This is a genomic window from Microbispora hainanensis (genome assembly GCF_036186745.1).
Taxonomy (GTDB): domain Bacteria; phylum Actinomycetota; class Actinomycetes; order Streptosporangiales; family Streptosporangiaceae; genus Microbispora.
The window spans coordinates 519,865-545,504 of the sequence record NZ_CP108086.1 but is presented as its reverse complement, the minus strand read 5'-3'; the positions used below and the strand labels follow the sequence as shown (position 1 = coordinate 545,504).

The 25,640-nt window shown below is 70.2% G+C and carries 21 protein-coding genes; 7 read left to right on the top strand and 14 right to left on the bottom strand.

Annotation, left to right across the window (positions count from 1 at the left end; translation table 11 throughout):
• Positions 1–98: 98 nt before the first annotated feature.
• On the top strand, positions 99–854 hold the full coding sequence (locus OHB01_RS02465; protein WP_240971081.1) for an alpha/beta hydrolase: 756 nt from the start codon (positions 99–101) through the stop codon (positions 852–854).
• Between the two features lie 166 nt (positions 855–1,020).
• Here OHB01_RS02465 and OHB01_RS02460 read toward each other — a convergent pair whose 3' ends face one another.
• Positions 1,021–2,457 (bottom strand): aldehyde dehydrogenase, encoded by a 1,437-nt coding sequence (locus OHB01_RS02460; RefSeq protein ID WP_147943781.1) that lies wholly within the window; start codon positions 2,455–2,457, stop codon positions 1,021–1,023.
• A gap of 140 nt (positions 2,458–2,597) precedes the next feature.
• Positions 2,598–2,735: a hypothetical protein gene (locus OHB01_RS02455; RefSeq protein WP_328854884.1), complete on the bottom strand. Its 138-nt coding sequence runs from the start codon at positions 2,733–2,735 to the stop codon at positions 2,598–2,600.
• A 218-nt stretch (positions 2,736–2,953) separates the two neighbouring features.
• On the opposite strand from OHB01_RS02455, the gene OHB01_RS02450 reads away from it, so the two are divergent.
• Positions 2,954–3,856: a coiled-coil domain-containing protein gene (locus OHB01_RS02450; RefSeq protein ID WP_142646010.1), complete on the top strand. Its 903-nt coding sequence runs from the start codon at positions 2,954–2,956 to the stop codon at positions 3,854–3,856.
• Here the strand turns inward: OHB01_RS02450 and OHB01_RS02445 are convergent.
• A complete protein-coding gene (locus OHB01_RS02445) occupies positions 3,838–5,118 on the bottom strand; it encodes a GH1 family beta-glucosidase (protein WP_147943780.1) in 1,281 nt (426 codons plus the stop codon). The two genes, OHB01_RS02450 and OHB01_RS02445, sit on opposite strands and share 19 nt — an antisense overlap.
• Positions 5,119–5,194: 76 nt before the next feature.
• Here OHB01_RS02445 and OHB01_RS02440 point away from each other — a divergent pair, with 76 nt between their 5' ends.
• Positions 5,195–5,839 carry a TetR/AcrR family transcriptional regulator gene (locus OHB01_RS02440; RefSeq protein ID WP_142646008.1) on the top strand — a complete coding sequence of 215 codons (645 nt, stop codon included), beginning with the start codon at positions 5,195–5,197 and terminating at the stop codon, positions 5,837–5,839.
• 119 nt (positions 5,840–5,958) lie between these two features.
• On the opposite strand, the gene OHB01_RS02435 is transcribed toward OHB01_RS02440, so the two are convergent.
• From OHB01_RS02435 to OHB01_RS02410, 6 genes are read right to left on the bottom strand one after another with little or no spacing between them, the layout of a single operon-like run.
• Entirely contained in the window at positions 5,959–7,866 is a 1,908-nt protein-coding gene (locus tag OHB01_RS02435; protein WP_328854883.1) for a GH39 family glycosyl hydrolase, read from the bottom strand.
• Positions 7,867–7,874: 8 nt separating this feature from the next.
• Positions 7,875–9,641 (bottom strand): sugar-binding domain-containing protein, encoded by a 1,767-nt coding sequence (locus OHB01_RS02430; RefSeq protein WP_328854882.1) that lies wholly within the window; start codon positions 9,639–9,641, stop codon positions 7,875–7,877.
• Positions 9,642–9,682: 41 nt separating this feature from the next.
• Complete coding sequence (locus OHB01_RS02425; RefSeq protein WP_142646005.1) at positions 9,683–11,389, bottom strand: GH39 family glycosyl hydrolase; 1,707 nt, start codon at positions 11,387–11,389, stop codon at positions 9,683–9,685.
• Between the two features lie 34 nt (positions 11,390–11,423).
• Positions 11,424–12,320, bottom strand: a complete 897-nt coding sequence (locus OHB01_RS02420; protein WP_328854881.1) for a carbohydrate ABC transporter permease — start codon at positions 12,318–12,320, stop codon at positions 11,424–11,426.
• The gene (locus tag OHB01_RS02415; protein WP_142646003.1) at positions 12,317–13,303 is read right to left on the bottom strand and encodes a carbohydrate ABC transporter permease; all 987 of its coding nucleotides are present in this window, start codon (positions 13,301–13,303) and stop codon (positions 12,317–12,319) included. Before OHB01_RS02415 ends, OHB01_RS02420 begins: the two co-directional genes overlap by 4 nt.
• Positions 13,304–13,319: 16 nt before the next feature.
• Positions 13,320–14,663 carry a sugar ABC transporter substrate-binding protein gene (locus tag OHB01_RS02410; RefSeq protein WP_328709308.1) on the bottom strand — a complete coding sequence of 448 codons (1,344 nt, stop codon included), beginning with the start codon at positions 14,661–14,663 and terminating at the stop codon, positions 13,320–13,322.
• A gap of 137 nt (positions 14,664–14,800) precedes the next feature.
• Between OHB01_RS02410 and OHB01_RS02405 the strand changes: the two genes are divergently transcribed.
• Complete coding sequence (locus tag OHB01_RS02405; protein ID WP_142646001.1) at positions 14,801–15,826, top strand: LacI family DNA-binding transcriptional regulator; 1,026 nt, start codon at positions 14,801–14,803, stop codon at positions 15,824–15,826.
• 730 nt (positions 15,827–16,556) lie between these two features.
• Here OHB01_RS02405 and OHB01_RS02400 read toward each other — a convergent pair.
• Both OHB01_RS02400 and wrbA read right to left on the bottom strand, forming a co-directional pair.
• Positions 16,557–16,871 carry a YciI family protein gene (locus tag OHB01_RS02400; protein WP_328709309.1) on the bottom strand — a complete coding sequence of 105 codons (315 nt, stop codon included), beginning with the start codon at positions 16,869–16,871 and terminating at the stop codon, positions 16,557–16,559.
• Positions 16,872–16,879: 8 nt separating this feature from the next.
• Positions 16,880–17,488, bottom strand: coding sequence for an NAD(P)H:quinone oxidoreductase (gene wrbA, locus OHB01_RS02395; protein WP_147943773.1), 609 nt, complete (start codon positions 17,486–17,488; stop codon positions 16,880–16,882).
• Between the two features lie 120 nt (positions 17,489–17,608).
• Between wrbA and OHB01_RS02390 the strand changes: the two genes are divergently transcribed.
• Positions 17,609–18,244: a TetR/AcrR family transcriptional regulator gene (locus OHB01_RS02390; protein ID WP_142645999.1), complete on the top strand. Its 636-nt coding sequence runs from the start codon at positions 17,609–17,611 to the stop codon at positions 18,242–18,244.
• 389 nt (positions 18,245–18,633) lie between these two features.
• Here the strand turns inward: OHB01_RS02390 and OHB01_RS02385 are convergent, their stop codons facing one another.
• On the bottom strand, positions 18,634–19,545 hold the full coding sequence (locus OHB01_RS02385) for an aldo/keto reductase (protein ID WP_328709310.1): 912 nt from the start codon (positions 19,543–19,545) through the stop codon (positions 18,634–18,636).
• A 45-nt stretch (positions 19,546–19,590) separates the two neighbouring features.
• The gene (locus OHB01_RS02380) at positions 19,591–21,288 is read right to left on the bottom strand and encodes a pentapeptide repeat-containing protein (protein WP_240971079.1); all 1,698 of its coding nucleotides are present in this window, start codon (positions 21,286–21,288) and stop codon (positions 19,591–19,593) included.
• Between the two features lie 150 nt (positions 21,289–21,438).
• Here OHB01_RS02380 and OHB01_RS02375 point away from each other — a divergent pair, with 150 nt between their 5' ends.
• Entirely contained in the window at positions 21,439–21,837 is a 399-nt protein-coding gene (locus OHB01_RS02375) for a MerR family transcriptional regulator (RefSeq protein WP_260617145.1), read from the top strand.
• Positions 21,838–22,180: 343 nt separating this feature from the next.
• Here OHB01_RS02375 and OHB01_RS02370 read toward each other — a convergent pair whose 3' ends face one another.
• The gene (locus tag OHB01_RS02370; protein WP_142645995.1) at positions 22,181–24,085 is read right to left on the bottom strand and encodes an ABC transporter ATP-binding protein; all 1,905 of its coding nucleotides are present in this window, start codon (positions 24,083–24,085) and stop codon (positions 22,181–22,183) included.
• A gap of 231 nt (positions 24,086–24,316) precedes the next feature.
• Between OHB01_RS02370 and OHB01_RS02365 the strand changes: the two genes are divergently transcribed.
• Positions 24,317–25,600 carry an ABC transporter substrate-binding protein gene (locus OHB01_RS02365; protein WP_142645994.1) on the top strand — a complete coding sequence of 428 codons (1,284 nt, stop codon included), beginning with the start codon at positions 24,317–24,319 and terminating at the stop codon, positions 25,598–25,600.
• Positions 25,601–25,640: the final 40 nt, after the last annotated feature.

The window sequence follows — 25,640 nt, the reverse complement described above, 5'->3', positions numbered from 1 at the left end:
ACGCCCTGGGAACTTTCTAGATGGTGCTGTTCCTCAGCGTGGCTGGACGAGATCCCCGTCGCACAGGGGGTGAAGTGGTGGGAAATAAGGTCGGGGGCATGGCTCTCGCTGCTGCTTTCGGAGCGATGCTGCGCACGGCGGACGGTGTCCGCATCGACGCGGCGCACACGCCCAACAGTTCACTCGATCTCGGCATCGTCGTCGCGCACGGCTTCACCGGCACCTGGAGGGGGCCGGACACCCGGCGCATCGTGCACGTGCTGTCGCGGTTCGGCGGCGTGGTGTCGTTCGACTTCCGGGGGCACGGCCGCTCCGGCGGCCAGTCGACCGTGGGTGACCTGGAGGTCCTCGACGTGGACGCGGCGGTCAAGCACGCCCGCGCGATCGGCTACAAGCGCGTCGCGACCGTCGGCTTCTCCATGGGCGCCGCCGTGGTCGTACGGCATGCCGCGCTGCACGGCGGCGTGGACGGGGTGGTGTCGGTGAGCGGCCCGGCCCGCTGGTACTACCGCGGCACCAAGCCCATGCGGCAGGTCCACTGGGCGATCGAACGCTGGCACGGCCGGCTGGCGGCCCGGCTGGTCAAGCGCACCAGGATCGCCGGCGGCGGGTGGGACCCCGTGCCGCTTCCGCCGTACGAGGCGGCGGCCCTCATCGCGCCCACGCCGCTGCTGATCGTGCACGGCGACAGCGACCCGTTCTTCCCCACCGAGCACGCCTACCAGCTGTACGAGCACGCGGCCGAGCCGAAGGAGCTGTGGATCGAGCCCGGCTACGGCCACGCGGAGGCCGCGGCCACCCCTGACCTCGTACGGAAAATTGGTCAGTGGATTTCTAGAACCAAATCCCCATAAGGGGCGTCTATAGGGGGTGTGCGGATCCTGGGTCGTCTCCGCCCGCACCGCCGATTGGGGGATCGGCGCACACCCTCACACGGTGTGGCCCAGCGTCGCGGGGGCGCGCTGGGCGGTTTCACCGGCCCGGTGCGGCACGCACGCCGCGCCGGGCCGGAGGGACGCGTCAGCCCAGGCGGGCGATGGACTTGGTCTCCAGGTAGGCGGCCAGGCCCTCGGGGCCGAGCTCCCGGCCGAGGCCGCTGGCCTTGAAGCCGCCGAACGGCGTGTTCGGGTCGAGCGTGTGCATCATGTTGACGCCGTAGGTGCCGGTGCGCACCCGGCGGGCGACGTCCATGCCGTGCTCGGTGTCGGCGGTCCAGACCGAGCCCGACAGGCCGTAGTCGCTGTCGTTGGCGATCCGCACGGCGTCCGCCTCGTCCTCGTACGGGATCACCGTGAGCACCGGGCCGAAGATCTCCTCGCGGGCGATGCGCATGTCGTTGGTGGCCCCGGCGAAGACGGTCGGGGCGACGTACCAGCCCCGGTCGTACGGCCGGTCGAGGCCGCCGACGACGGGCTTGGCGCCCTCCTCGATGCCCGCCCTGATGTAGCCCTCGACCCGTTCCTGCTGCCGCCTGGCCACCAGCGGACCGATCCCGGTGGCAGGGTCGGCGGGGTCGCCCACCGGCTGGCCCGTGACCATCTCGGCGACGGCCTGGACCACCTCGTCGTACCGGTTGCGGGAGGCGAGGATGCGGGTCTGCGCGACGCACGCCTGGCCGTTGTTCATGAGTGAGGCCATCGACAGGAAGCCCATGGCCGAGGGCAGGTCGCAGTCGTCCAGGATGATCGCCGCCGACTTGCCGCCGAGTTCGAGCGTGCAGCGCTTGAGCTGCTCGCCGCAGATCGACGCGATCCTGCGACCCGCGGCGGTCGAGCCGGTGAAGGCGACCTTGTCGACGCCGGGGTGGGAGACCAGGTGCTCGCCCGCCTCGCGACCGGCCGCGACGATGTTGACGACCCCGGCGGGGATGCCGGACTCCTGGATCATCTCGGCGAGCAGGTAGGAGTCGAGCGGCGTCTCGGGGGCCGGTTTGACCACCACGGTGCAGCCCGCGACGAGGGCCGGGGCCAGCTTGGTCATGAGCACGAACTGGGGGACGTTCCAGGGAACGACGGCCGCCACCACGCCGACCGGCTCGCGGCGGACGACGATCGGGCCGAACAGGCCGGGCCGCTCCTCCTCTACGGGGAACGTCGCGCCGAGACCGGCGTAATACTTGAGCATGCCCAGCGGCTGCGGGGCCTGGGCGAGCTGGGAGAACGTGATGGGGGAGCCCATCTCGGTGGTGATGATCCCGGCCATCTCGGCCTGGCGGGCCTCGTAGATCTCCGCCAGCCGGCCCACGACCGCCGCACGCTCGGCCATCGTCATCCGCGGCCAGGGCCCGTTGTCGAAGGCGTCCCTGGCGGCCGCGACGGCCCGGTCCATGTCGGCGGCGGTGCCGTCCGGGACCCGGCCGACGACTTCCTCGGTGTGGGGGGAGATCACCTCGATCGTGTCGGTGCCCGCGGGGGCCACCCAGTCGCCCCCGATGAACAGCGTGTCGTGCTGCAGCATGGCCTGCCTCCTGCTCGGGCGCGTCTTCGCGCACTCAGTGAGACCGAACCATGTTCTGCTCGGCCTTGGCAAGAGCCGCCGGGGCCCGGCCCGCGCCGGGGCCCGGCCCGCGCCGGGTGGCACGGGCCGGGCCGCGGGTTCTACCGATGCGGCTTGCCGAGCAGGTGCGTCAGGGCGCGGCGGACCAGGTCCGTCCGCATCGCCTGGGTCGTCGCACCCTCCGCGCCGAAGCCGAAGTAGACCGTGTCCTTCGTGGTCCTTCGTGGTGATGCCGGCACCGTCGTCGAGCGTGCTGTCGCTGCGCGCCCAGTCGTTCAGCGCGGGCTCCGGCCCGCCCGCGTACGCCGTCAGGCCGACCGGCCACTGCTGCCAGCCGTTTGTCGCAAAACGAGAAACTTGGCGAGTGTCCGCTTTGGGCCCAAGAGTTTCACCTGTTCCGGTAGCAGACGTAAAGATCGTCTCCTATAGTTTCAGGCCGAATCCGAGTGGAGGTCGCGTGCGGCGCTGGGCCAGGCTTGCGGTGGTCGCCACCGCGTTGCTCATCGCACCGTCCGTCTCGGGCGCCATCTCGGGTGAGCTCACCGCCGAGGCCGAGCCGGATCAGCAGGCCAAGCTCCGCAAGCTCACCCAGGAGGCCGCCGCGCTCCAGAAGGAGTATCGCGGCGAGATCCTCAGCCTGGACGACGCGAAGAGGGCCGCGCAGAAGGCGTCCAGCAACGTCAAGAAGCTGAAGTCGGACCTGCTCGCGGCCCAGCGGCAGGTGGCCGCGTTCGCCCAGACCTCGTACATGAGCGGGGGCGCGGACGCCTCCCGGATCTTCTCCCTGTCGGCCGACCCCAGCTCGCTGGCGACGCTGGCCTATCTGGGCACCGCCAGGACCGAGCGGCTCAACGGCGTCAAGGATCTCGTCGCCAAGCAGAAGAAGGCCGCCGCCGCGGCCGCCAAGGAGATCGACAAGCTGCAGGACCACATCAAGGAGCTCAAGGCGAAGCGCGGCGAGATCGAGCGGATGTTGCTGAAGTACGGCTTCCAGACGCCCGACGCCGGCACCGGCCTGACGCAGCGCATGATCTCGACGCGCAACGCGATCATGTCCCAGTTCCCGATGCCGTTCGGCGTCGGCTGCCTGCGGGCCGGCGACCCGGGAGAGCACGGCAAGGGCCGGGCCTGCGACTTCATGATGAGCAGCGGCGGCCGCATGCCCGACGCCGTGGCCAAGGAGCGCGGCGACGCCCTCGCCCAGTGGTGCATCCAGCACGCGAGCGAGTACGGGATCATGTACATCATCTGGCAGCAGCGCTACTACGACATGCGCACGCGGACCGGCTGGCGGATGATGTCCGACCGCGGCGGCATCACCGCCAACCACTACGACCACGTTCACGTGTCGGTGCTCTGAGCCTCCAGGAACTTCCGCAGCCAGTGGTAGGACGCCTTCGGGGTGCGCTCCTGGGTCTCGAAGTCGACGTGGACCAGCCCGAACCGCTGGTGATAGCCCTCGGCCCACTCGAAGTTGTCCAGCAGCGACCAGACGAAGTAGCCCCGCAGGTCCACGTCCGCCCGGCGCATGGCCGTGATGTGGCCGTCGAGGTAGGCGATCCGCTCCTGGTCGTCCAGGCCGTCGTACGAGCAGCCGTTCTCGGTGATGTAGACGGGCGGCAGCGCTTCGCCGTACCTGGCCTTGAGGGAGTCGAGCAGTTCGCGCAGGCCGTCGGGGACGACGGGCCAGCCGAACGCGGTGGTGGGAACGCCGGAGATCTCCTCGAACCGGAACGGCAGGCCGTCGCCGCCCGGACCTCCGATCCGGGTGGGGTTGTAGTAGTTGATCCCCAGCCCGTCGAGGGGCTGGCCGATCGTCTCCAGGTCGCCGGGCCGTACGGGGATCTCGACGCCGAACGCCGTCAGGTCGGGGTAGGCGCCGGTGAGGACCGGGTCGTTGAACAGCCGGTTGTGCAGGATGTCGTACGTCTCGGCGGCGGCGAGGTCCTCCGGTGAGTCCGAGGCGGGCCAGACCGGGGTGCAGTTGTTGGTGATCAGCACCTGCTCCGCCCCGGCCGCCCGCAGGGCCTGCGTGGCCAGGCCGTGCCCGAGCAACTGGTGGTGGGCCACCGGCAGCGCGTCGAACATGAGCGCCCTGCCCGGGGCGTGGATGCCCAGGCCGTATCCCTCCACCATGTGGACGAACGGCTCGTTGAGCGTGATCCACATCCGTACGCGGTCGGTCAGCCGTTCGGCCACGACGGCGGCGTAGTCGGCGAAACGGCGGGAGGTGTCACGGCTGAGCCAGCCGCCCTCGTCCTCCAGCGCCTGCGGCAGGTCCCAGTGGAAGAGCGTCGGCACGGGGGTGATGCCGCGCTCGCACAGCGCGTCGACCAGGCGGTCGTAGAAGTCGAGACCGGCCTGGTTGACCGGCCCGGCGCCGGTGGGCATCACCCGCGGCCAGGCGATGGAGAAGCGGTAGGCGTTGACGCCGAGGCCGGCCATCAGCGCCACGTCCTCGGCGTAGCGGTGATAGTGGTCGCAGGCCACGTCTCCCGTGTGCCCGTCGCGGACCTTTCCCGGCGTGTGCGAGAAGGTGTCCCAGACGGAGGGCCCTCTGCCGTCCTCGTTCACCGCGCCTTCGATCTGGTAGGACGCGGTGGCCGTGCCCCAGAGGAACATAGTGCCGCCTCTCTCAGCTAATATGAGGGAAACTCATGTTAGCTCGGTTGGTCGAAAAGCGGGAGAGAATGGCGGAATGACGACAGGGGGAGCGCTACGCCGACGGCCCGCGCAGCGCCGCAGTCAGGAGCGGGTCGAGCGCATGCTGGACGAGTGCGCCCTGCTGCTCGACGAGGTGGGGTACGCCGCCCTGACCACCAAGGAGGTCGCCCGCCGGGCCGAGGTGCCGATCGGGACCTTCTACCAGTTCTTCACCGACAAGCAGAGCCTGGTCCGCGCGCTCGCGCTGCGGAACCTTGAGGCGTACCTCGACCGGATCGCGTCCCGGCTGGCCGCCGTGCCGCTGTCCGACTGGACCGACACCGTTGACCTGGTCGTGGACGAGTTCGTCCGCATGAAGCGGACCACGCCGGGCTTCGGGGTGGTGGACTTCGGCGAGGTGCTCGCCGCTCCCGGCGGCCCCGCCCTGCCCGGCACCCAGCGGATGCTCGACGAGGCGCTGGAGAACAACGTGATCGTGGCCGACCGGCTGCGCTCCCTCATCGTCGACCGGCTCGGCGTGGCGCCGGGCGACGGCCTGTCGCGCGCCTTCGTCGTCGCCGTGGAGGCGGCCGACGCCGTGCTCAAACTGGCCTTCCGCGTCCACCCCGACGGCGACCCCGACCTCATCGCCGAGTGCAAACGCCTCGTCCGCCGCTACCTCTCCGACCACCTGGCCTGAGACGCTTCGGCCTTCGCCTGTATCGCCGGTATGCCGGTGCCCGCTGCGCGCGTCGTCCGAATGTGTGCGTCCTCCCCGCCGCAACCCGGTACGGCGGGAAGGACGCACAGGCCGGGGTGTCAGGCGGGCCGGACGGTGAAGGTGGTGCGGGTGCCGGGGCCGGTGTTCTGCTGGTGGAAGCTCATGGTGACGCGTCCGGTCCAGCCGGGCGGGGCGAGGTCGGGCAGGTTGACGGTGAAGTCGGAGAAGTCGGTGACGTGGATGACCTGGTCGGCCTGCCGCTTGGTGCCCCAGGGCATGGGAGCGGATCGGGTGCTGTTGTAGAGGCCGCCGTGCAGCAGCACCCCCTTGGTGTAGCCGGAGGCGGTCTCGAAGTCGATGCGCACGCCGTGCAGGCTGTTGGCGTCGAGGTTCTGGAAGGTGCCGGTGCTCTCCGCGCGGATGCGCAACGTGCCGGGGAGGTCGGTCGCCACGACGCCGGCGGCGGTGTCGGCCCAGGTCTCGGTGCCCATGCCGATCTCGGCGGTCCAGGTGCGGCGGTCGAAGCTCGCGTAGCTCTTCTTGCCGTGGTTCGGCATGTACTGCAGGTCGCGGATGACGGTGCCGACGTCAACCGGGTCGAGGGACGAGGTGCCGGTGCCGTCCTCGGCCTCCAGGTAGACGATGCCGTGGTCGGGGATGGTGCCCGTCCAGGTCAGGCCGGCGGTGGAGACGCCGAGCTGCTGCTCGACGGGGGTGAGGGTCTCGCTGGCGGGGTTGTCCTCGTAGCTCGCGTGGTCGGCGTCGATGCGGTAGACGCGGAAGTCGCCCTCAGCGAAGGGGATGTTGGTCAACGAGGCGGTGACGTCCTGGGTGGTGCCGGAGGTGTTCCAGAGCAGCACGCCGGACTTGTGGGAGTCGGAGGAGGCCAGGCCGTCGACGGCGCCGTCGATGGTGAGCTGCTTGCGGGCCACGGGCATGCCGGCGTACAGCTTGAAAGCGTTGTACGAGGCCCGCACGTGCCCCTCGCGGTCGAGCAGCCCGATGACGTCGCAGGTCGTGGGGCAGACCGGGTCCTGGAACTGCGCCCATTCGACGTGCGTGATCCACGGCTTGGCCAGCAGCGCCTTGAAGCTCTTCAGCAGCTCGGCGGCCCCGCGGTGGGTGATGACGTCGGTGGGCACGGTGAAGTCGTGTGACCAGTTGTACTCGTTGAGGTTGTCGTCGACGGTGGCCATCCGGTATGCGGTCAGGCCGGAGTCGGTGGCTCCCTGGTAGTTGTTCTCCAGGCTGCCGTCGGTGGCGTCGGTGTAGGCGTGGAAGGAGAAGCCGTCCAAGGGCAGGTTGTCGGCGAGGACGCGGTTGACGAACTCGGTCTTCCACCCCACGCAGCACAGCGCCGGGCCCTCGACGTAGGCGTCCGGGTCGGCGGCGCGTATGGCGCGGGAGGCGTCGCGGTACAGGTCGAGGTACTGCTGCTGGGTGCCGGTCCAGAACACGCCGGGCAGGTCGGGTTCGTTCCAGATCTCGTACGAGCCGGCGCGCCGCCCGGTCTTCTTCCAGTGGGCGACGAGGGCGGGGACGATCTTCGTAGCCCACACGGAGGGGTCCTTGGGCGGGTCGTTCCAGTTGCCGCCGGACGGTTTGAGGATGCCGGGCGTGTACGTGAGCGCGGGCACCGGCTGCGCGCCGGCGGTCTTGATGAGGTCGGCGAGCCGGTCGATCTGCGCGAAGTGGTAGCGCGGGTGGGAGGGCGAGCCGGTGACCAAGGGGGTCCAGCCGTGCTGCTCGTTGCCCCACATGGTCTCCCAGCGCACCCGCGCCGGCCGCAGCGCCGCCATCTTGGCGGCGTCGCGCTTCCAGCGGGCCGGCGACACGTACCCGCTGTTGAACAGGCCGAACTTGCTCTTGACGAGGGGGTAGTCGACGGGGGTGGCGAAGTCGGCGGTGACGGTGGCGTCGGCTGCGTGGACGGGCCGGGCGGCGAGCGCCGTGCTGATCAGCAGGGTGGTCGCGACGGTGGCGAGGGTTCTCAACGGTCTTTTCATGGGTGCGGTCACCTCCGGCCGCGGATGATGCGGGCGATGGACTCGGGGTCGGCCTTGGGTTTGCGGTCCTCGGTCAGCAGTCCGTTGCGTTCCTGTCCGGTGTCGGTGAGCTGGGTGAAGCAGAACCCCGCCAGGTCGCCGGCCTCGTGCACGGCGTCCAGCAGCGTGCCGAGCCGTTCGAGGAGCTGCTCGGGCGTGTCGGCGACGCCGTAGCCGGTCCAGGTGGTGGGGTCGTCGGGGGCGTGGGTGAAGCCGCCGAACTCGCTGAGCACCACCGGCACGGCGGGCGCGTCGCCGGTGAGGGTGAGCGCACGGCCGCCCGGCCGTCCGGTGGCGACGGTGTCCTCCAGGCGGGCGGCGTAGCGGTCGCGGATGGCCTCGGGGTCGTGGGTGTAGTCGTGGACGCCGAGCAGGTCGCCGCTGACGTACTCCCAGCCGTCGTTGCCGATCACCGGCCGGCTCGGGTCGAGCGCTTTGAGCAGGTGGTACAGGCCGCGTACGGCGTCGCGCTGCGCGGCCGAATGCGCCACCTGCGGCACGCCCCAGCTCTCGTTGAACGCGACCCAGGCCACGACGCACGGGTGGCCGGCGTCCCGTTCGACGATCTCGATCCACTCGCGCGTGATGCGGGCCAGCGAGCGCGGGCTGAACGAGTACGAGGCCGCCGCGTCGGCCCACACCAGCACGCCGAGCCGGTCGCACCAGTACAGGAAGCGCGGGTCCTCGGCCTTCTGGTGGACGCGGATGCCGTTGAAGCCGAGCTGCTTGATCAGCTCGACCTCGGTGCGCAGCGCCGCCGCGTCCGGGGCGGCCAGGTGCGACTGCGGCCAGTACCCCTGCGACAGGGCCATGCGCAGCTTGTACGGCAGGCCGTTCAGCAGGAACGACCGGGCGTCGGTGCCGACCGTCCTGAACCCGACGTAGCTGTGCACGACGTCCTCGGAGGATTCGCCGTGGACGGTGATCGTCGCCTGGCACAGGGTCGGCCGCTCAGGCGTCCACTGCAGGTGGTGCGGTTCGGCGTCGTGGTCGCCGTCCTGCACGACCAGGCGCGTACGCAGCCGGTAGCCGGTGACGGTGGACGTCTCCTCGGCCAGCACGCGGCCGTCGAGCTCCAGCCGTACCGTCACCTGGACAGGTCCGGTGGTGCGGCGGGCCAGCCGCAGATCCAGATCGACCTCGCCGGGGGTGCCGCCGGGCGTCCAGCGCAGGTGCTCGACGTGGTCGGCGGGCACCTCCTCCAGCCAGACGGGCTGCCAGATGCCGGTGGTGCGCTCGTACCAGATGACGTGCGGGCGCTCCTGCCAGTCCTGCTTGCCGCGCGGCTGCTCCAGGTCGTGCGGGTCGTCGAAGGCGCGTACGACGATCACCTGCCGGCCGTCGGCGGACAGCGCGTCGGTGATGTCGGCGCCGAACGGGGTCTGGCCGCCTTCGTGGAAGGCGACGTGCTCGCCGTTCACCCACACGTCGGCGCGGTAGTCGACCGCGCCGAAGCGCAGCATCACCCGCCGGCCCGCCTCCGGCGGCTCCACCTCGACGGTGCGGCGGTACCACAGCACCGGGTGGTAGCCGGTGTCGCCGATGCCGCTGGCCGGGGACTCCGGCGGGAAGGGCACCGTGATCGTCTGGTCGAACACGTCATCGCGGCGCTCCCAGTGTTCGGCGAGGCCGACGTCGCCGTCGTCGTAGGCGAACCGCCAGTCGCCGCCGAGGTCCTGCCAGTCGGCGCGGGCCAGCAGCGGGCGCGGATGCTGGTCGTGCAAGGGCGTGGGCACGGTACTCCTTAAGGTCCCCGATGATGCGCTGGTGAGGGTGGTCAGGTGAGGGTGACGGTGGCGAAGGCGTGCTCGGGCGCGCCGCGCAGCGCGACCGTGACGCGCGCCCGGCCGAGCTCGGCGGCGAGGCCGGTGAGGTCCACCGTCTGCGGGGCCTGCTCGTCCAGGTAGACCTCGCGGCTCTGCCCGAGGCCGCCGTCGATGCGGACGACGAGCCGTCCGCCGGTGAGGGGCGCGCCGGACGCGTCGGTGAGCCGCCCGGTGACGGTGATCGTCTCGCCGCAGCCCTCCAGGTCGGCGGTGATGACGGGCACGGCGTGCGGGTCGGTCGCGGTGCCGAGGCGGAAGGTGGTGGTGGCCTCGTCCAGGTCGGCCCACGCGCTCGTGGTGCGGGCGGTGTAGCGGTGGCGGACCCGGCGGACGGCGCCTGCGGGGGCGGGCGGGGCGGTCCGCGCGGCGGTGTCGGTCGCCTCCAGCAGGGCGACGCCGCCGCGGGGCAGCTCCAGATCCCAGAAGCGCTCGGCGGGCAGGTGCTCGGCCTCGGCGCCGTCGTTGCCGTCGTCGATCCTGCGCAGCGCGACGCTCTCGTACGTGCCCTCGCCCAGGTCGAGGCGGACCCGCACGGCGCGGGGCGAGCGGTTCCACACGGCCACGCTCAGCCGGCCGGGCTCGACGCCGGCCAGCCCGCCGACCTCGGGCGGGCCGTCGATCTCGATCACACAGCGATCGGTCGGCATGTTCTGGTAGAACTCGTACGCGCTGAGCACCGGCTTGCGCTCGCCGTCGATGGTGACCATGCCCGAGTAGTTGTCCTGGCCGCTGTCGAGGAACTGCGCCCAGTTCACCTTCGTCAGCCCCGGCGCGGCGAGGAGCGTGGCGAAGTCGGCGAGCAGGGCCGCCGCCATGTGGTGGCCGTCCTGGGTGCCGCCGCGCGGATAGTGCACCGGGTAGGAGTTGTACTCGTTGAGGTGCACCTCCACGTCCGCCAGGTCGGGGCGCTCCTCCAGGTGGCGCAGCACCTTCTCCAGGGCCACATGCACGCTGTGGGTGCCGTAGTGGTGGAAGGAGAAGAAGTCCAGCGGCAGCTTCTCCGACCGTACGGTGTCGAGGAAGGCCGGGATCCAGTGCTCGTTCGGCAGCACCATGGCCAGGGCCGGGCCGCCCACCGGGGTGTCGGGGTCGGCTTCGCGGATCGCGGGCGCGGCCGTGCGGTAGAGCTGCAGGTAGTCGTCCAGGTCGCCGCCGTAGAAGACGGCCTCGCCGGTCTTCTCGTCGCGCAGGTCGGGCTCGTTGTAGACCTCGTGGTAGCCGACCTTGACGCCGCGCTCGCGGGCGCCGGCGACGTAGGCGCGGACCATCTCCGCCCAGCCGGCGTCGTCGGCGAGGTCGCGCCAGTCGCCGCCCTCGGGCTGGTAGGGGGCCGGCACGTAGCAGTACGACCAGTAGGGGCGGATGCCGAGGCCGTTGAGGAACGTTCCGATCTCGTCCAGCTCGGAGAAGTCGTAGACGAAGCCGTCCGGCGTGGGCGTGCTGATCGGGCGCTCGTAGCCGATCCATTGGGCGCCCCAGCCGATGTCGATGCGGACCGACTCGGGATGCGCGGCGCGCAGCGCGGCCTCGTCGCGGCGGTAGGTCGGGGCGTGCACGATGCCGCTGTTGAAGACGGCGAACTTCGACTTCGACAGCGGGTGGTCGGCGCGGCGGGCCGGGTGCACTCGGACGGTCGCGGTCGTGGCGGGGATCTTCACGTACGGGGGTCCCTTTCCGGGAGAAGAGCGAGAGTCAGTTGGCCATGCCGCTGAAGGCGATGCCGCGCACCACCCAGCGCTGGACGAGGACGTAGCCGATGACGATCGGCAGGGAGACGAGGGTGACGCCGGCCATGATCTCGCCGTACTGGCTGTTGTAGCGGCCGATGAGGCTCTGCAGCGCCTGGGTGAGCACCCACTGGTTCTGGTCCTGCAGGTAGATGCTGTTGACGAAGAAGCTGTTCCAGAGCTGGACGAACGTCAGCAGCCCCATCGCCAGGTACGCCGGCCCGGCCAGCGGTGCCATCACCGAGAAGAACGTGCGCCAGCGGCCCGCGCCGTCGATCGCGGCGGCGTCCTCCAGCTCGCGCGGCAGCGTGAGGAAGAACTGCCGGAAGAAGAACGTGGGCAGCGCGCCGCCGAACAGCATCGGCACGATGATCGGCAGCGGGGTGTCGAGCCAGTTCAGGTTGCGGAAGATGACGTACTGCGGGATGAGCGTCACCTGCGGCGGCACCATCAGCGTCAGCAGGATCACCATCAGCAGCGCCCGCTGGCCCGGGAAGGTGAAGCGGGCCAGCGCGTACCCGGCGAGCGAACTCGACAGCAGCGTGCCGGCCGTGCCGACCACGGCGATCAGCACCGTGTTGCCGACGTACCGCCCGAAGTCCGGCAGGATCGTGAACAGGTTCACGTAGTGCTCGAAGGTGATCGGGTGCGGGATGAGCTGGTCGGCGTCGAACATGTGGGCGTCCGTACGCAGCGACATCGACGCCGCCCACAGCACCGGCAGGATGTAGAGCACCACCAGCACCGTCATTCCGACGTGGTAGAAGCCGGTCCTGGCCCGCTTGCGCGCCTGGTGGAAGCCGGGCGCGGGCTGCGCGGCCAGGCTCGGCGCGCCCACCTTGATCGTGTCGGTGACCGTCATCCCTGGCCGCCCTTCTTGGCGGCGCCCTCACCGGCGTAGAAGACCCACCGCTTGCTGAACGCCCACTGGACGAGCGTGAGCACGAAGGTCAGCAGGGCCAGCACCCAGGCGATCGCCGCGGCGTAACCGAGCCCGGACAGGCGCTCGTTGTAGTTGAACATCTGGTTGTACATGTAGAGCACCACCGTGCGCGTGGAGTCGTCGGGCCCGCCGGCCATGCCGATGCTGCCGCCCGAGGTGGTCATGGCGACCACCGGGTCGAACAGCTGCAGGGCGCCGATCAGCGAGGTGACCACGAGGAACAGCACCGTCGGTGAGATCATCGGCAGCATCACGTGGCGGAAGCGCTGCCAGGCGTTCGCGCCGTCGATCTTCGCCGCCTCCGGCAGGGCCTCGGGCACCCCGTGCAGGGAGGCGATGTAGAGCGTCATGCCGTAGCCGAGCCCCTGCCAGGTGGTGACCAGCGCGATGGCGGGCATCGCCGTCGCCGGGTCGAGCAGCCACTGCGGCCCGTCCACGCCGAACAGCTCGATCGCGGCGTTGATCGGCCCGGACTCGGTGTTGAACATCCAGCGCCAGACGATGCCGACCGCGATCTGCGACAGCACGTACGGCAGGAACAGCAGCGCCCGGTAGAACGCCACCCCGCGCCGCGGCCGGTAGGTGAGCAGCGCGGCCACCAGCGACATCAGCAGGAAGCTGAGGGTGCCGGTGAAGATGAACTTGATCGTGTTCCACAGCACCTTCGGCACGCGCTCGTCCTCGAGCAGGTGCGTCCAGTTCTCCAGCCCGATCCAGGTGGGCTCGGGGGCGACCAGGTCCCAGTGGGTGAACGAGTAGTACAGCGACACGCCGAGCGGGACGCCGACGAAGGCCACCAGACCGAAGATCTGGGGCAGCAGGAACAGCAGCGCGGTGCCCGCCTCACGGCGCCGCGCCCGGGAGCGCGGCGCCTGTGCGGACGATGGTGCGGTTTCGCCCATCACGGTCGTCCCGTCGTCAGGAGGCGAGGATCTTGTCGATCTTGGCGCAGGTGCCCTTGAGCGCCTCGGCCGCGGGCTTCTTGCCGGTGATGATGTCGTTCAGCGCCGGGCCGAGCCCGTCCTGACCGAGCACCGTGGCGAGCACGCCCTGCGGGTCGATGTTCGTACGGGCCAGCGGCCAGGCCGCGGGGTCGAGCTGCGCCTCCTTGAGGTGCTCGGGCTCGCCGGGCGCCTTCAGGAACGCGGGCCCCTCGGCGACCTTCTTGTACGCCGGGATCAGCCCCATCTGCTTGCCGGCGCCCTCGGTCGCCATGTACTTGATGAACTTCCAGGCGTTGTCCAGGTTCGGGGACTTGGCGTACGCGGCCCAGCTGTGCACCTGGATCATCGTCGCGTTGCCCTCGGGGCCCTTCGGCAGGGCGGCCATGTCGTACTTGAGCGACGGGTTCTGCTGCGCGGCGATCGTGACCTGCTCGTGCGAGCCCTGCTGCATCGCCACGTGCCCCTGGATCCAGCGCAGGTAGCCGGGCGTCTCCTGCTCCATCTGCGGGGTGACGGAGCTGTGGTCCTTCCACATCATGTCCTGCAGCAGCTGCATGGCCTGCGCGGTGCCGGGCTTCTCCAGGTCGCACTGGTCCCGCTTGTCGCCGCCGAGCACGCCGCCGCCGTACGCCCACAGCACCGGCCAGTAGCCCGGCTCGGACGGGATGGCGAAGCGGTTGTAGTAGCCCCACTGGACGACGTTCTTGGGATCGAAGTCCGGGCTGTCGGCGTTGTTGCCGTTGGCGTCCAGGGTGAGCTTGCGCGACCATTCGCGCAGGTCGTCGTAGGTGTAGTCGCCGTCGGCCGGCGGCTCTTTCAGCCCTGCCTTGGCGAACATCTCCTTGTTGTAGAACAGCGACTGGACGTTGTAGCCCATCGGCAGGCCGTAGAAGCGCCCGTCCTTCGCGGCCTTGTCCGACTGGATGACGACGGGGACGAAGTCCTCCTCCTTCACGCCGTCGGCGGCCATGCGGTCGGTCAGGTCGGCGAGCACGCCGTCGTTGGCCATCTGGTTGAAGTTCCAGGTGCCGGTGACGAGCACGTCCGCCATGTTGCGGCCGGCGATGAGCGTCTTGCACACGGCGTAGTCGGCGCCGCAGTCGGTCCTGTTGAACTTCAGCGTGATGCCCGGGTTGGCCTGCTCGAAGCCCTTGGCGGCGGCCTTGATGCTGTCGATGTCCTCGTTGACGCCCCACACCGCGATGGTCAGCGTGTTGGACTTCTCCCCCGAGGACGCCGCGGTGTTGGAGCAGGCGGTCACGGCGGTTATCGCCGACATGGTCAGGCAGATCGGTATCAGCCGTCGAGAGATGCGCATGGAGCCCTCCGGGAGGCCGCGATCGGGGTTTCTGAAGTGTTTCGCGGCTATTGCGAGCGTTTTTACCACGTGGCCTGCCACGTGGTAAAGGCTACACTTGTGCCGTTACGTAACATCGGAAGCGGACAGAGGCGGGGATGACGGTCACCCAAGCGGACGTGGCGGCCCGAGCGGGAGTCGCCCGCAAGACGGTCTCCAACGTGATCAACAACTACCCTCACGTCAGCGACGACGTGCGGGCCCGCGTCCTCGCCGCCATCGAGGAGCTCGACTATCGCCCCAACCACGCGGCCCGCAGCCTGCGCAGCGGACACAGCCGCATCATCGGCCTGGCCGTCCCCGAGCTCGACGTCGCCTACTTCTCCGAGCTGGCCCGTCTCGTCGTCGAGGTGGCCCAGAAACGCGGCCTCACCGTGATGATCATGCAGACGCTCGGCGACCGCGACCGCGAACTCGCCGTCGTCAACGGCACCTCCACCCAGTTCGTGGAAGGCCTCATCTACAGCCCCGTCGCCCTCGGCGGCGCCGACCTCGAAGGCCGCCGCGACCGCACCCCGATCGTGCTGCTCGGCGAACGTTCAAGCCAGGGCCTCGTCGACCACGTCGGCATCGACAACGTCGCCGCCGCCCGCACCGCCACCGAACACCTCATCGAGATCGGCCGCCGCCGCATCGCCTTCATCGGCTCCCAGCGCGCGGCCACCTCCGAAATCGCCCAGCTCCGCACCGCCGGCTACCGCCAGGCTTTGGAGGCCGCCGGCCTCAAGGTCGAATCCCGCCTCATCGTGCCCACTGCCGGATACCACCGCAAAGACGGCATGCTCGCCACCCGCAAGCTTCTGCAGCGGACCGGCCCGCTCCCGGACGCCCTCTTCTGCGCCACCGACCTCCTCGCCCAGGGCGCCATCCGGGCCCTCCTCGAACACGGGCTGCGCGTACCCGAGGATGTGGCCGTAGTCGGCTTCGACGACATCGACGAAGGCCGCTACAGCACCCCCACCCTGACCACCATCTCCCCTGACAAACGCCAGATCGCCGAGACCGCGGTGGATCGGCTGCTGGCTCGGGCGCAGAGCAAGACCGACCTGCCCGTCAACGACACTGTCACCGGGTCCACGCTGGTCGTGCGGGAGAGCACGGTCGGGCGAGCTTCGTCCGGCTGAACGCGTTCGGCGTACCGGCGGGTGTCACGACGGTGCCCGCCGGATGACCATTCGTCTTAGCTGCTCCCCATACGGAGCGCCCGGCGCTGGGTTGCCCACGGCAGACGTCACCCGTCGAGGCGAGGGTGTACGGCTGTCGCTTTGATCGACCCAAGCGCAAAGAGGCGGCACGTGCCAGGGCTCTCACTTGGCTGGTGCGGGAACTGCCGTATGAGGTTCGCTCTGTCGTGCTCGCCGAGCGCGAGGCAAACCAGGACAGGCATGATCGTCGGGTTCTGGGCGGTCTGGCGCGCCGACCGCCGCGGTTTGAATACGGACATGCCGCAGTCGCGAAGGAGCCTCTTCTCTGGGTGGCGGACGTAGTGGTGAGTGGTGTGGCGAGAGCGCTCGCGCGAGACGAGGACCCCTGGGCTGTCGGCCTGGGAGTGGTCCTCTCACATGTGGGCTGCGAGCCCGCATGACGTCTGGATACGCGAAAGCCGGGCCACCACCTGCGGAGGTTGACCCGGCTTCACTTCGTAACCCCGAGTGGATTACGCATCACTCATCGTATGCGATGTTGGCTGCCTGCCAAGTCGCGATCCGTCATTCAGGGCCAAGGCGATGTCTCACTGCAGCGGGATCAAGCCCGTGCTCCGGCCGCGGTCGCCGGATCCCCCAGCGGCGTCAGGAGATAGGTGAGCCCTTGAGGATGACCGTGACGGCAGGGATGGGCATGACTCCTAGCCGGTCAGTTTTGCGACACCGGTGCGGCGGTCAGCGGTGCTGCCAGGGCCGGGTGAACCCGCCCTGGCTCGATTGTGGTGATCGTGTGGGTCGCGACGCCGTTCTCGACGAACGGGTCCTCGGCGCTGATTCGATCGATGGTCTCGCGGTCCACGCCGTGCGCCAGGATGGCTCCGCCCTGCGAGGACGGCACCGTCGGCCCCGAGACGAGGAAGACGCCGTCCGCGTGGTGCCGTTCGAGATATGCGACGTGATCGCGAACGAAGGGAGCGGCGTCTTCCTCGGAGCCGGTGTAGGAGACGATCACCACGTGCGGCATGCCGTAATTCAAGCAGCCCGGCCGGCCAGGAGGTGGGCGGTGATGGTCGCCAGGCGCTCGCCCTGGTAGCGGGCGGCCGCGAGGGTCTCCTCCGAGGGAGCGCCCGCGCCGCCCGGGTGGGCGGTGCCGTACGGGTTGCCGCCCGCGGGGTAGACCACCGGGTCGGTGTAACCGGGCGAGACGATGATCGAACCCCAGTGGTGGAAGGTGTTGTAGAGGGCGAGGATCGTCGACTCGTTGCCGCCGTTGGCGTTGTGGGCGCTGGCGAACCCGGTGGCGGGCTTGTTGGCCATGACGCCCTGCTGCCAGATCGGGCCCGTGGTGTCGATGAACTGCTTGAGCTGCGCGGCGATGTTGCCATAACGGGTCGGCGAGCCCAAGGCGTAGGCGTCCGCCCAGACCAGGTCGTCCAGCGTGGCGACCTCCACGTGCTTGGTGGCCTCGACGTGTTCGCGCCAGGCCGGGTTGGCGTCGATGGCGGCGTCGGGGGCCAGCTCGGGGACCCGGCGCAACCGGACCTCGGCGCCGGCCTTCTCCGCACCCTCGGCGATCGCCGTGGCGAGCTGGTGGACGTTGCCGGTGGCCGAGTAGTAGATGACGGCGATCTTGACACTCATGGTGACGTATCCTTCGAAGCGACGATCAAACGGATAGCTATCCGGTTCCATGGCAGTAAATCGGATAACAATCCGGTTCGCAACCCGGGGATTGGATCTCCCGTCCGGTAGCCTCGGGACATGCCCCGCATCGAGCTTCCCGTCACCGGACAGGTCGCGCCGGAGCGCGCGGACGCCGCCCGGAACCGGCGGAAGATCCTCGACGCGACCGCTCGCCTGATCGCGGAGCAGGGTCCGGCGGCCGTCACCATGAACGCCGTGGCGCACGCCGCGGGCATGGGCGTCGGCACCGTCTATCGCCGGTTCGGCGACGTCAGCAGCCTCCTGTTCGCCGTGCTCGACGACGGCGAGCAGCGCTTCCAGCAGGCGTTCATGACCGGTCCGCCGCCTCTAGGCCCCGGCGCCCCGCCCGCCGAGCGGCTCCGCGCATTCCTCCACACGGCTGCCGACCGGATCATCGAGCAGGGCGAGATCATGGCGGCCGCGGAGAAAGCCTCACCAGGGGCCCGCTATCAGAGCGGCGCCTACCGCACCATGCACACGCACGTGTCCATGCTGCTGCGCGAGATGAAACCCGAGGCGGACCCCGCGGTCCTTGCCCATCTGCTGCTCGCGCCGTTCGCACCGAGCCTGTTCGCGCACCTCACCACGGAGCTCGGAGTGGCGAAGGAACAGATCAAGGCCGGCATCGACAGCCTGCTCGATCTGGGGCCGCAGAGGACTGCCGCCCGCGCTGTCGAGACGACCGAGGCGTGACGAACCAGAGGCCCGTGCCGTACATGGCCGGCCCGAGCACGATGAAGGCGGCGGCCACCGGATAGCGCGGCCCGGGCGGCATGTACGCGACACCGGACAGCGTGGCCCGGGCGGCATGTACGCGACACCGGACAGCGTGGCCCGGGCCGCTTGTACGCGGGCACCGGCGAAGGGCGCCTGCGGCAGGGGCCGGGTTCGGCTTCCCACCGCAGGCGCCTTCACAGGCGCCCTTCGCGGGCGCTTCGCGGGTGCCCTTCACAGGGGCGCTTCGCGGACCCTTTCGTGGGTGTGACTCGCAGGCATTCGGAGCAGGCATGCATGCCCTTCGGAGGCGCCCTTCGTGGGTGCCTCTCGCAGGCATCCGGGGGCAGGCGTACGCGGGCCCGGCGTCAGGCGGGGGCGTCGAGGCGGGCGATCTGCTCGTCGTCGAGCTTGACGTCGGCGAGCAGCTCCTCAAGCTGGGCGACCGAGCTGACGCCGACGATCGGGATGATGTCCTGCGCCCGCAGCCAGGCCAGCACGACCTGGTTGCGCGTCGCGCCGAGCTCCCCGGCCACCTCGTCCAGCACGGCCAGCCGCCGCGTGGTGCCCGGGTGGTCGTAGTGCTCGGGTAGCGGCTTGCCGGCGTACGCGCCCGCGAGCAGTGAGGTGTAGACCCACAGCGTCAGGTCGCCCTCGGAGCGCACGTAGTCGAGCAGCTCCTCGGTGACCTGGGTGTGCCCGCCCTCGGGCAGCCGCACCCCGGGCCGGGGACGGAGGTAGGAGTGGCGCAGCTGCACGTGGCTGTAACGCGTGGCCCCACGGGCCGCCGCCAGTGAGCGGGCCCGCTCCAGCCGCCACACCGCGTGGTTGCTCGCGCCCACCTCCTTGGCCTTGCCGGCGAGCACGAGCTCGTCGAAGGCGGCGATAGTCTCCTCAAGCGGCGCGGACCTGTCGTCGATGTGGGCCCAGTAAACATCGACGTGATCGATGCCGAGACGTCGCAGGCTGCCGTCGATCGCGGCCCGGATCACGCCGGCGGACAGGCCCTCGGCGGCGTCGAGCGTACGGGCGCCTGGCACGGACGGGCGGGCGCCGCACTTGGTGCTGATCACCACCTGGTCCCGGTTGCGCCGGGAGGCGAGCCACCGGCCGATGGTGGTCTCGCTCTCGTCACCGGTCGCGCCCTCAAGCCAGAACGGGTAGTTGTTGGCCGTGTCGAGGATCGTTCCGCCGCCTTCGACGAAGCGGTCGAGGATGGCGAACGACGTCGCCTCGTCCACGGTGGTCCCGAAGGGGATCGTCCCCAGAGCGATTCTCATGCCGACCACCTTGCCGCCTGGAGCGCACTCCAGCACAAGCGGCTTTCACCGGCGGCGGGTGAGGGCCTTGCGACCGCGCGCCACGATCGTCTCGACGTCCGTCAGGTCGCTCATGTCGTGGGCCCTGGCCAGCGCCTCCTTCGCGGCGTCGTAGGCGTCGAGGACCGCGTTCCAGTCCACTTCGCCGGTCCGGTCCGACACGCTGTCGATCTCCTCGCCCAGCCGGGTGACGTTCTCCTCCTGGACGCGCCTGGCCTCCTCGAACCGGACCGCTCTCTCGGCGGCCTGCTCCCTGGCCGCTCTCCTCCGCCGCACCTTCGCCGTGGTCACCCCGGCGGCGATCCAGAAGACGGTCAGTCCGGCGATGCCGAAGAAGATCAGCCAGCCGACGGACATGCGGCTGGAGGACCCTGACAGGTCGATGTCCTCGGCGAAGTCCTGGTTCAGCCCGGTGACCTCGGCGCCCTCGAAGGTGGCGCCCCGCAGCTCAGCGTCGCTGAGATCGGCGTCGGTCAACACGGCATTGCGGAAGACCGCGTCCCGATATGTGCCGTGGTGGAGGTATGCCCGGTCCATCCTGGCGCCGGTGAAGTCGGCCTGGTCGGCCGTGACGCTGGTCATCTCCGTGTCACGGAGGTCGGCGCCGGCCAGCCTGGCCTGGGTCAGGGTGGCGCTGCCGAGCGCCGCGCCCGACAGGTCGGCCCCCGACAGGTTCGCCCCCGCGAGGTCGGCGCTGCTCAGCTTGGCCCGCCACAGCCGCGCACCCCGCAGGTCCGCGCCCTTCGCGGAGCGGAGGCTCGCCCCGGCGGCGGAGACGTCACGGAGGATCGCCCGGTCGAGCGTGACCCCCGTCAGGTCGACGCCGTCGAGCTTGGCGCCGGTCAGGTCGGCGCAGCTCAGGTCGTCGGGGAAGTCCGCCACCGAGGTCAGGTCCCAGCCACGGTAGTCCTGCCCGCTGCCGGGCTTGCACGCCCGGTCCGGCGCCGGCAGGAACCGGGGGACTCCCTTGCTCCCGGTGAGCCGGGCGTCCCTGACGTCCCGCAGGTCGGCCCCGGTGAGGTCGGCCCCCCGGAAGTCCGCCCCGGTCATCACCGACTCGTACAACTGCGCGCCGCTGAGATCCGCCTGCCGCAGGACGGTCCTGATGAAGGTGGCGCCGTAGAGCCTGGCCTTCGGCGCCTTGACCCGGGTGAGGTCGGCCCGGCGCATGTCCGCGCCGTAGGCGGCGGCGTCGGTCAGATCGACGCCGACCAGCTTCGCGTCGTCGAACTGCGCGTCGTACGTCTTGGCTCGCGCCATCGTGGCCCCGCTCAGGTCGGCCCCCTCGAAGTGCGCGTAGTAGGGCGAGGAGTCGTCCATCGTCGCCCCGCGCAGGTCGCTGCCGCGCAGGTCCGCGTAGTAGAGCTCGGCCTCGGACAGGTCGGCCTTGCGCAGCCTGGCCCCGGCCATCTGCGCGTACCCGAGGTGGGCCCCCTTGAGCGAGGCACCGGTCAGATCGGCCCCGACGAGCGGGACCCGGACGGTCAGGCCGTCGAGCCTGGCGCCCCGCAGGTCCGCGCAGGACAGGTCGGCGGGCAGCGTCATCCGGGTGAGGTCCCGGCCGGCGAGATGCGGGCCGCTGCCCGGACGGCAGGGGAGGCGGTCTGCGGGCGTCGCCGCGGCGGCCGGGACCGCCGGGACCGACAGCAGAACCGCGGCGGAGAGGGACACCGAAGCGGCGATCGAGCGGGGGATGCCGGGCATTTCTCACTGGCTCCATCGGGGACGCCGCCCGGACGCTCCCCGGGGAGACGCGGGCACCGGATCGTAGGTGGCACGACCCGTTATAAATCCCCGGCTTGCGATCCACTTGCGAAGCGCCTACAGAACACGCGATGTGCCAGGATCAAAGGCGTGGCCGAGTACACACCTGGACAGGTCGTCGAGGAGACCGGTTTCAGCCTCGACACCCTTCGTTACTACGAGCGGATCGGGCTGCTGGAGCCGATCGGCCGTAACGCGGCGGGCCAGCGGCGGTTCAGCGACGACGACGTGAGCTGGCTCGGCATGGTCCGCTGTCTGCGCGACACCGGCATGCCGATCGCCGAGATGCTGCGCTTCGCCCAGCTCGTACGGCAGGGCGAGCACACCATCGCGGACCGGATCGCACTGCTGGAGGAGCACGACCGGAAGGTCGAGGCCCAGATCGCCGACCTGAGCCAGAAGCAGGGCGCGATCCAGCGGAAGATCCAGTACTACAAGGACGTGCTCACCATGCGTGACATGCTCCCCGACCGCGAACGGGCCTCCTGACGACCCCCGCGCCACCGCCCGCGCCTGCCTGGCCCGCGCGTCACCGCCCGCGCTGACCGGCCCGCGCCCGCGTGGCGCGCGTCTGCCTGGCGCGCTGACCGGCCCGCGCGTCACCGCCCGCGTCTGCCTGGCCCCCGCGCCACCGCCCGCGCCTGCCTGATGCGCGCGTGACCATCCGTGCCCGACCATCCGCGCGGACCGGCCCGCGCCCGCGCCCGCACCCGCTCGGGCCGCGTCTGCCGGGTCTGCTCGTCGTGAGCGGGCCCGGCAGAGCGGATCGAGCAGGTGACTCGGGCTGGTGGCCCGAGCCGGTGGTTCGGGCCGGTGGCTCGGGCCTGGTGGCTCAGGCCGAGCGGTAGGCCTCGGCCTGGAGGTTGTAGAGGTCGGCGTAAAGGCCGTCGAGGGCCATCAGCTCCTCATGCGTGCCGTGTTCGCGGACCTTGCCGTGGTCGAGCACGTAGATGCGGTCGGCGTAGCGGACGCTGGCGAGGCGGTGGGTGATGAGCAGCACGGTCCGGCCGTCGGCGTGCTGCCTGATCCGCTCGAACAGCGCGTGCTCCGCCCTGGCGTCGAGGGCGGCCGTCGGCTCGTCGCAGATCAGCAGGGGCGCGTCCCGGTAGAACCCGCGGGCCACCGCGATCCGCTGCCACTGCCCGCCCGACAGCTCGTGGCCGTTCTTGAACCGCCGGTCGAGCAGCGTGCGATAGCCGTACGGGAGCTCGGCGATGACCTGGTCGGCGCCGGCGACCTCGGCGGCGCGGGTCACCTCGGCCTCGCCCTTCTCCATGCCCATCGTGATGTTGTGGCGGGCGGTCAGCGGCCACCGGGTGTGGTCCTGGGCGATGACCGCGATCCTGCGGCGCAGGCTGTCGGGATCGACCTCGGCGAGGTCGACGTCGTCCCACCGGACGCGCCCGCCGTCCGGCTCGTAGAGGCCCGCGAGGATCTTGGCGAGGGTCGTCTTGCCCGAGCCGTTCTCGCCGACGAGGGCCACGACCTCCCCGCGCTCGATGCGGACCGACACCCCGCGCAGGGCGGGGGCCGGCGCGGCGGGATAGGAGAAGGTGACCTCCTCGACCGTGATGCGGCCGAAGTCTTCGGGGGCCGTTCCGTCGCGGAGCGGCCGGATGCGGCGCTCGGCGTGTGCGGCGAAGTCCAGGAAGTCGGTGAAGTAGAGGCCCTCCTCGTAGAGCCGGTTCGTCGCGTACATGAAGTTCGACAGCGAGGTCTGCCCGGACCTGATGGCCAGCACCGCCGTGCCGGCCACCGCGAGGGGCACCGCGCCCGCCGCGAGCAGCAGGCCGAGCGCGACGTAGACCAGGCCCTGCCCGAGACCGCCCAGCGCCTCCCCGAGGACGCGGGCGACGGTCTGCCGCCGCGCGAGGTCGAGCATGACCCGCTGCTCGCCCCGGGCGACCGCGTCGAACATCCGCAGCAGGAAGCCGCGCATGGTGAACGTGCGGACCTCGGCCGCGGTGTCCTTGTCCGCCAGCAGTTCCTCGATGATCCACTTGCGTCGCCTGGCCGGGACGAGCACCAGGGCGGTCGTGTAGCGCATCCGCGCGGCCCGTACGGCCGCCCAGGCGTCGGGGACGACGGCGAGCAGGAGCAGCGGCAGCAGCACGGGGTGCAGCACGCCCAGCACGCCCGCCGCGGCCACGATGCCGACCAGTCCCGTCAGCGTGTCGATCGCGGTGCTCACGACCACCTCGGCCACCTGCATGCCGCGCATGCGGGCCCGCTGCAGCGCGTCGTGGAACTCGGGATCGTCGAAGCAGACGAGGTCGACCTGGCTGGTCAGCGTGTAGAGGCGCTCTTCGGTGATCCTGCTGACCTGCGGTTCGAGCCGGGACTGGGCCCAGCCCGCGGCGGCCTGCAGGGTCGTGCGCGCGACGGCAGCCAGGCCCACGAGCAGCAGGCTGGGCAGCGCGGCCCGGATCCGGTCCGGAGTCGGGCCCGACTGGAAGAGCGCGGTCAGCACGCCCGTCGTGGCGAGCAGGCCGAAGGCGGTGAAGACGCCGCCGAGTGTGCTCAGCGTGACCGTGGCCACGGTGTCGCGGGGACTCGCCTCCCAGGCGATGCCCAGCGCCTGCCGGATCAGCCGGGGCAGCCGCCGGGCGACCGTGAGGAAGCCGAGCCCCGCCATCGTGCCGTAGTGTCGCGCCCATTGCGGAGATTCGACGTCCGCCATGTCCGGCAGGTCGTCCTCCGACAGATGATCAGATCCCCCCTGGTGTGTGACCGTCATGCCTGCAGTGTGAGCGCGCGAGCCGACAATTTCGCGGGCCACGGTCGCGCCGATCGCTTTGACGCACGTCCCTAACACCACGCCATGGCCCGGTATGCAGAGACGTTATCTGCACAAACTTGACGACGTGCCGGTGAAAGTGGGTTGATTGGGGCCTGCTGACAACGTTGTCAGCCATATGTGTCTTCGGGGGCCCGAAATCCTCGTGAATAGGCTGAAGGGAATGTTGCGATGAGACGACGGTGGATGGCGGCCGTCGCGGTCTCTGTTGCAGGTCTGCTCACTCTTTCCGCCTGTGGCGGCGGTGACAAGCAGGAGGGCGGAGGCGGCCAGGCCGCGAAGAAGGTCGAGGTCTTCTCGTGGTGGACGGGTCCCGGTGAGGCCGACGGCCTCAAGGCGATGCGTGAGATCTTCGCCAAGCAGAACCCGAACTTCGAGTTCTTCGACGCCGCCGTGGCGGGTGGCTCGGGCGACCAGGCTCGTGCGCTGCTGTCGAGCAAGCTGCAGGCCAACCAGCCCCCGGACACCTTCCAGGGCCACGCCGGCGCCGAGCTCCAGGGCTACATCAAGAGCGGCAAGCTTGAGTCGCTGAACTTCCTGTACGACGAGCTGAAGCTCAAGGAAGTCTTCCCGCAGCAGCTCATCGACCAGATCTCGGTGCAGGGCCAGGTCTACTCCGTGCCGGTGAACATCCACCGGTCGAACGTGCTGTGGTTCAACCCCTCGGTCCTCAAGGACGCCGGCATCGACGGCGCGCCGAAGACCATCGAGGAGTTCATCACCGACCTCGACAAGGTCAAGAAGGCCGGGAAGATCCCGCTGTCGATCGGCTCGCAGTGGACCCTGGTGCACCTGCTCGAGTCCGTGTTGCTCGGCTCGCTCGGCACCGACGCCTACAACGCGCTGTGGACCGCCAACGCCGACTGGTCCAACGCGAACGTGACCAAGGCGCTGGAGAACTTCAAGACCATCCTGTCGTACGCGGGCAGCCCGCAGGACGACTGGCAGCCGGCGGCCAAGCAGGTCGCCGACGGCGAGGCGGCCTTCAACATCATGGGCGACTGGGCCTACGGCTACTTCCACAACCCGCCTGAGGGCGGCCTCGGCAAGGAGTCGCACAAGGACTTCGACTGGGCCGCGTCGCCGGGCACGGACGGCACCTTCATGTGGCTGTCCGACAGCTTCACCCTGCCGAAGGGCGCGCCCAACCGCGACGGCGCTATCGCGTGGCTGAAGGTGGCCGCAAGCAAGGAGGGCCAGGACGCCTTCAACCCGCTGAAGGGCTCGATCCCGGCCCGCAAGGACGCCGACCAGTCCCTCTACAAGGACTACCTGTCGTGGGACCTGGAGCAGTGGGCGAACGACAAGCTGGCCGGCTCGATCCAGCACGGCGTGGTCGCCAACGACCAGTGGCGGCAGGCCATCACCGACGCGGTCGGCCTGTTCCAGCAGGACAACGACGTCGCCAAGTTCCAGCAGGCGCTGGTCGCGGCGGCCAAGAACAGCGGCCAGTGAGCTGATCTCCTCGTACGGCCCACGCTGGGTCCACATCGGC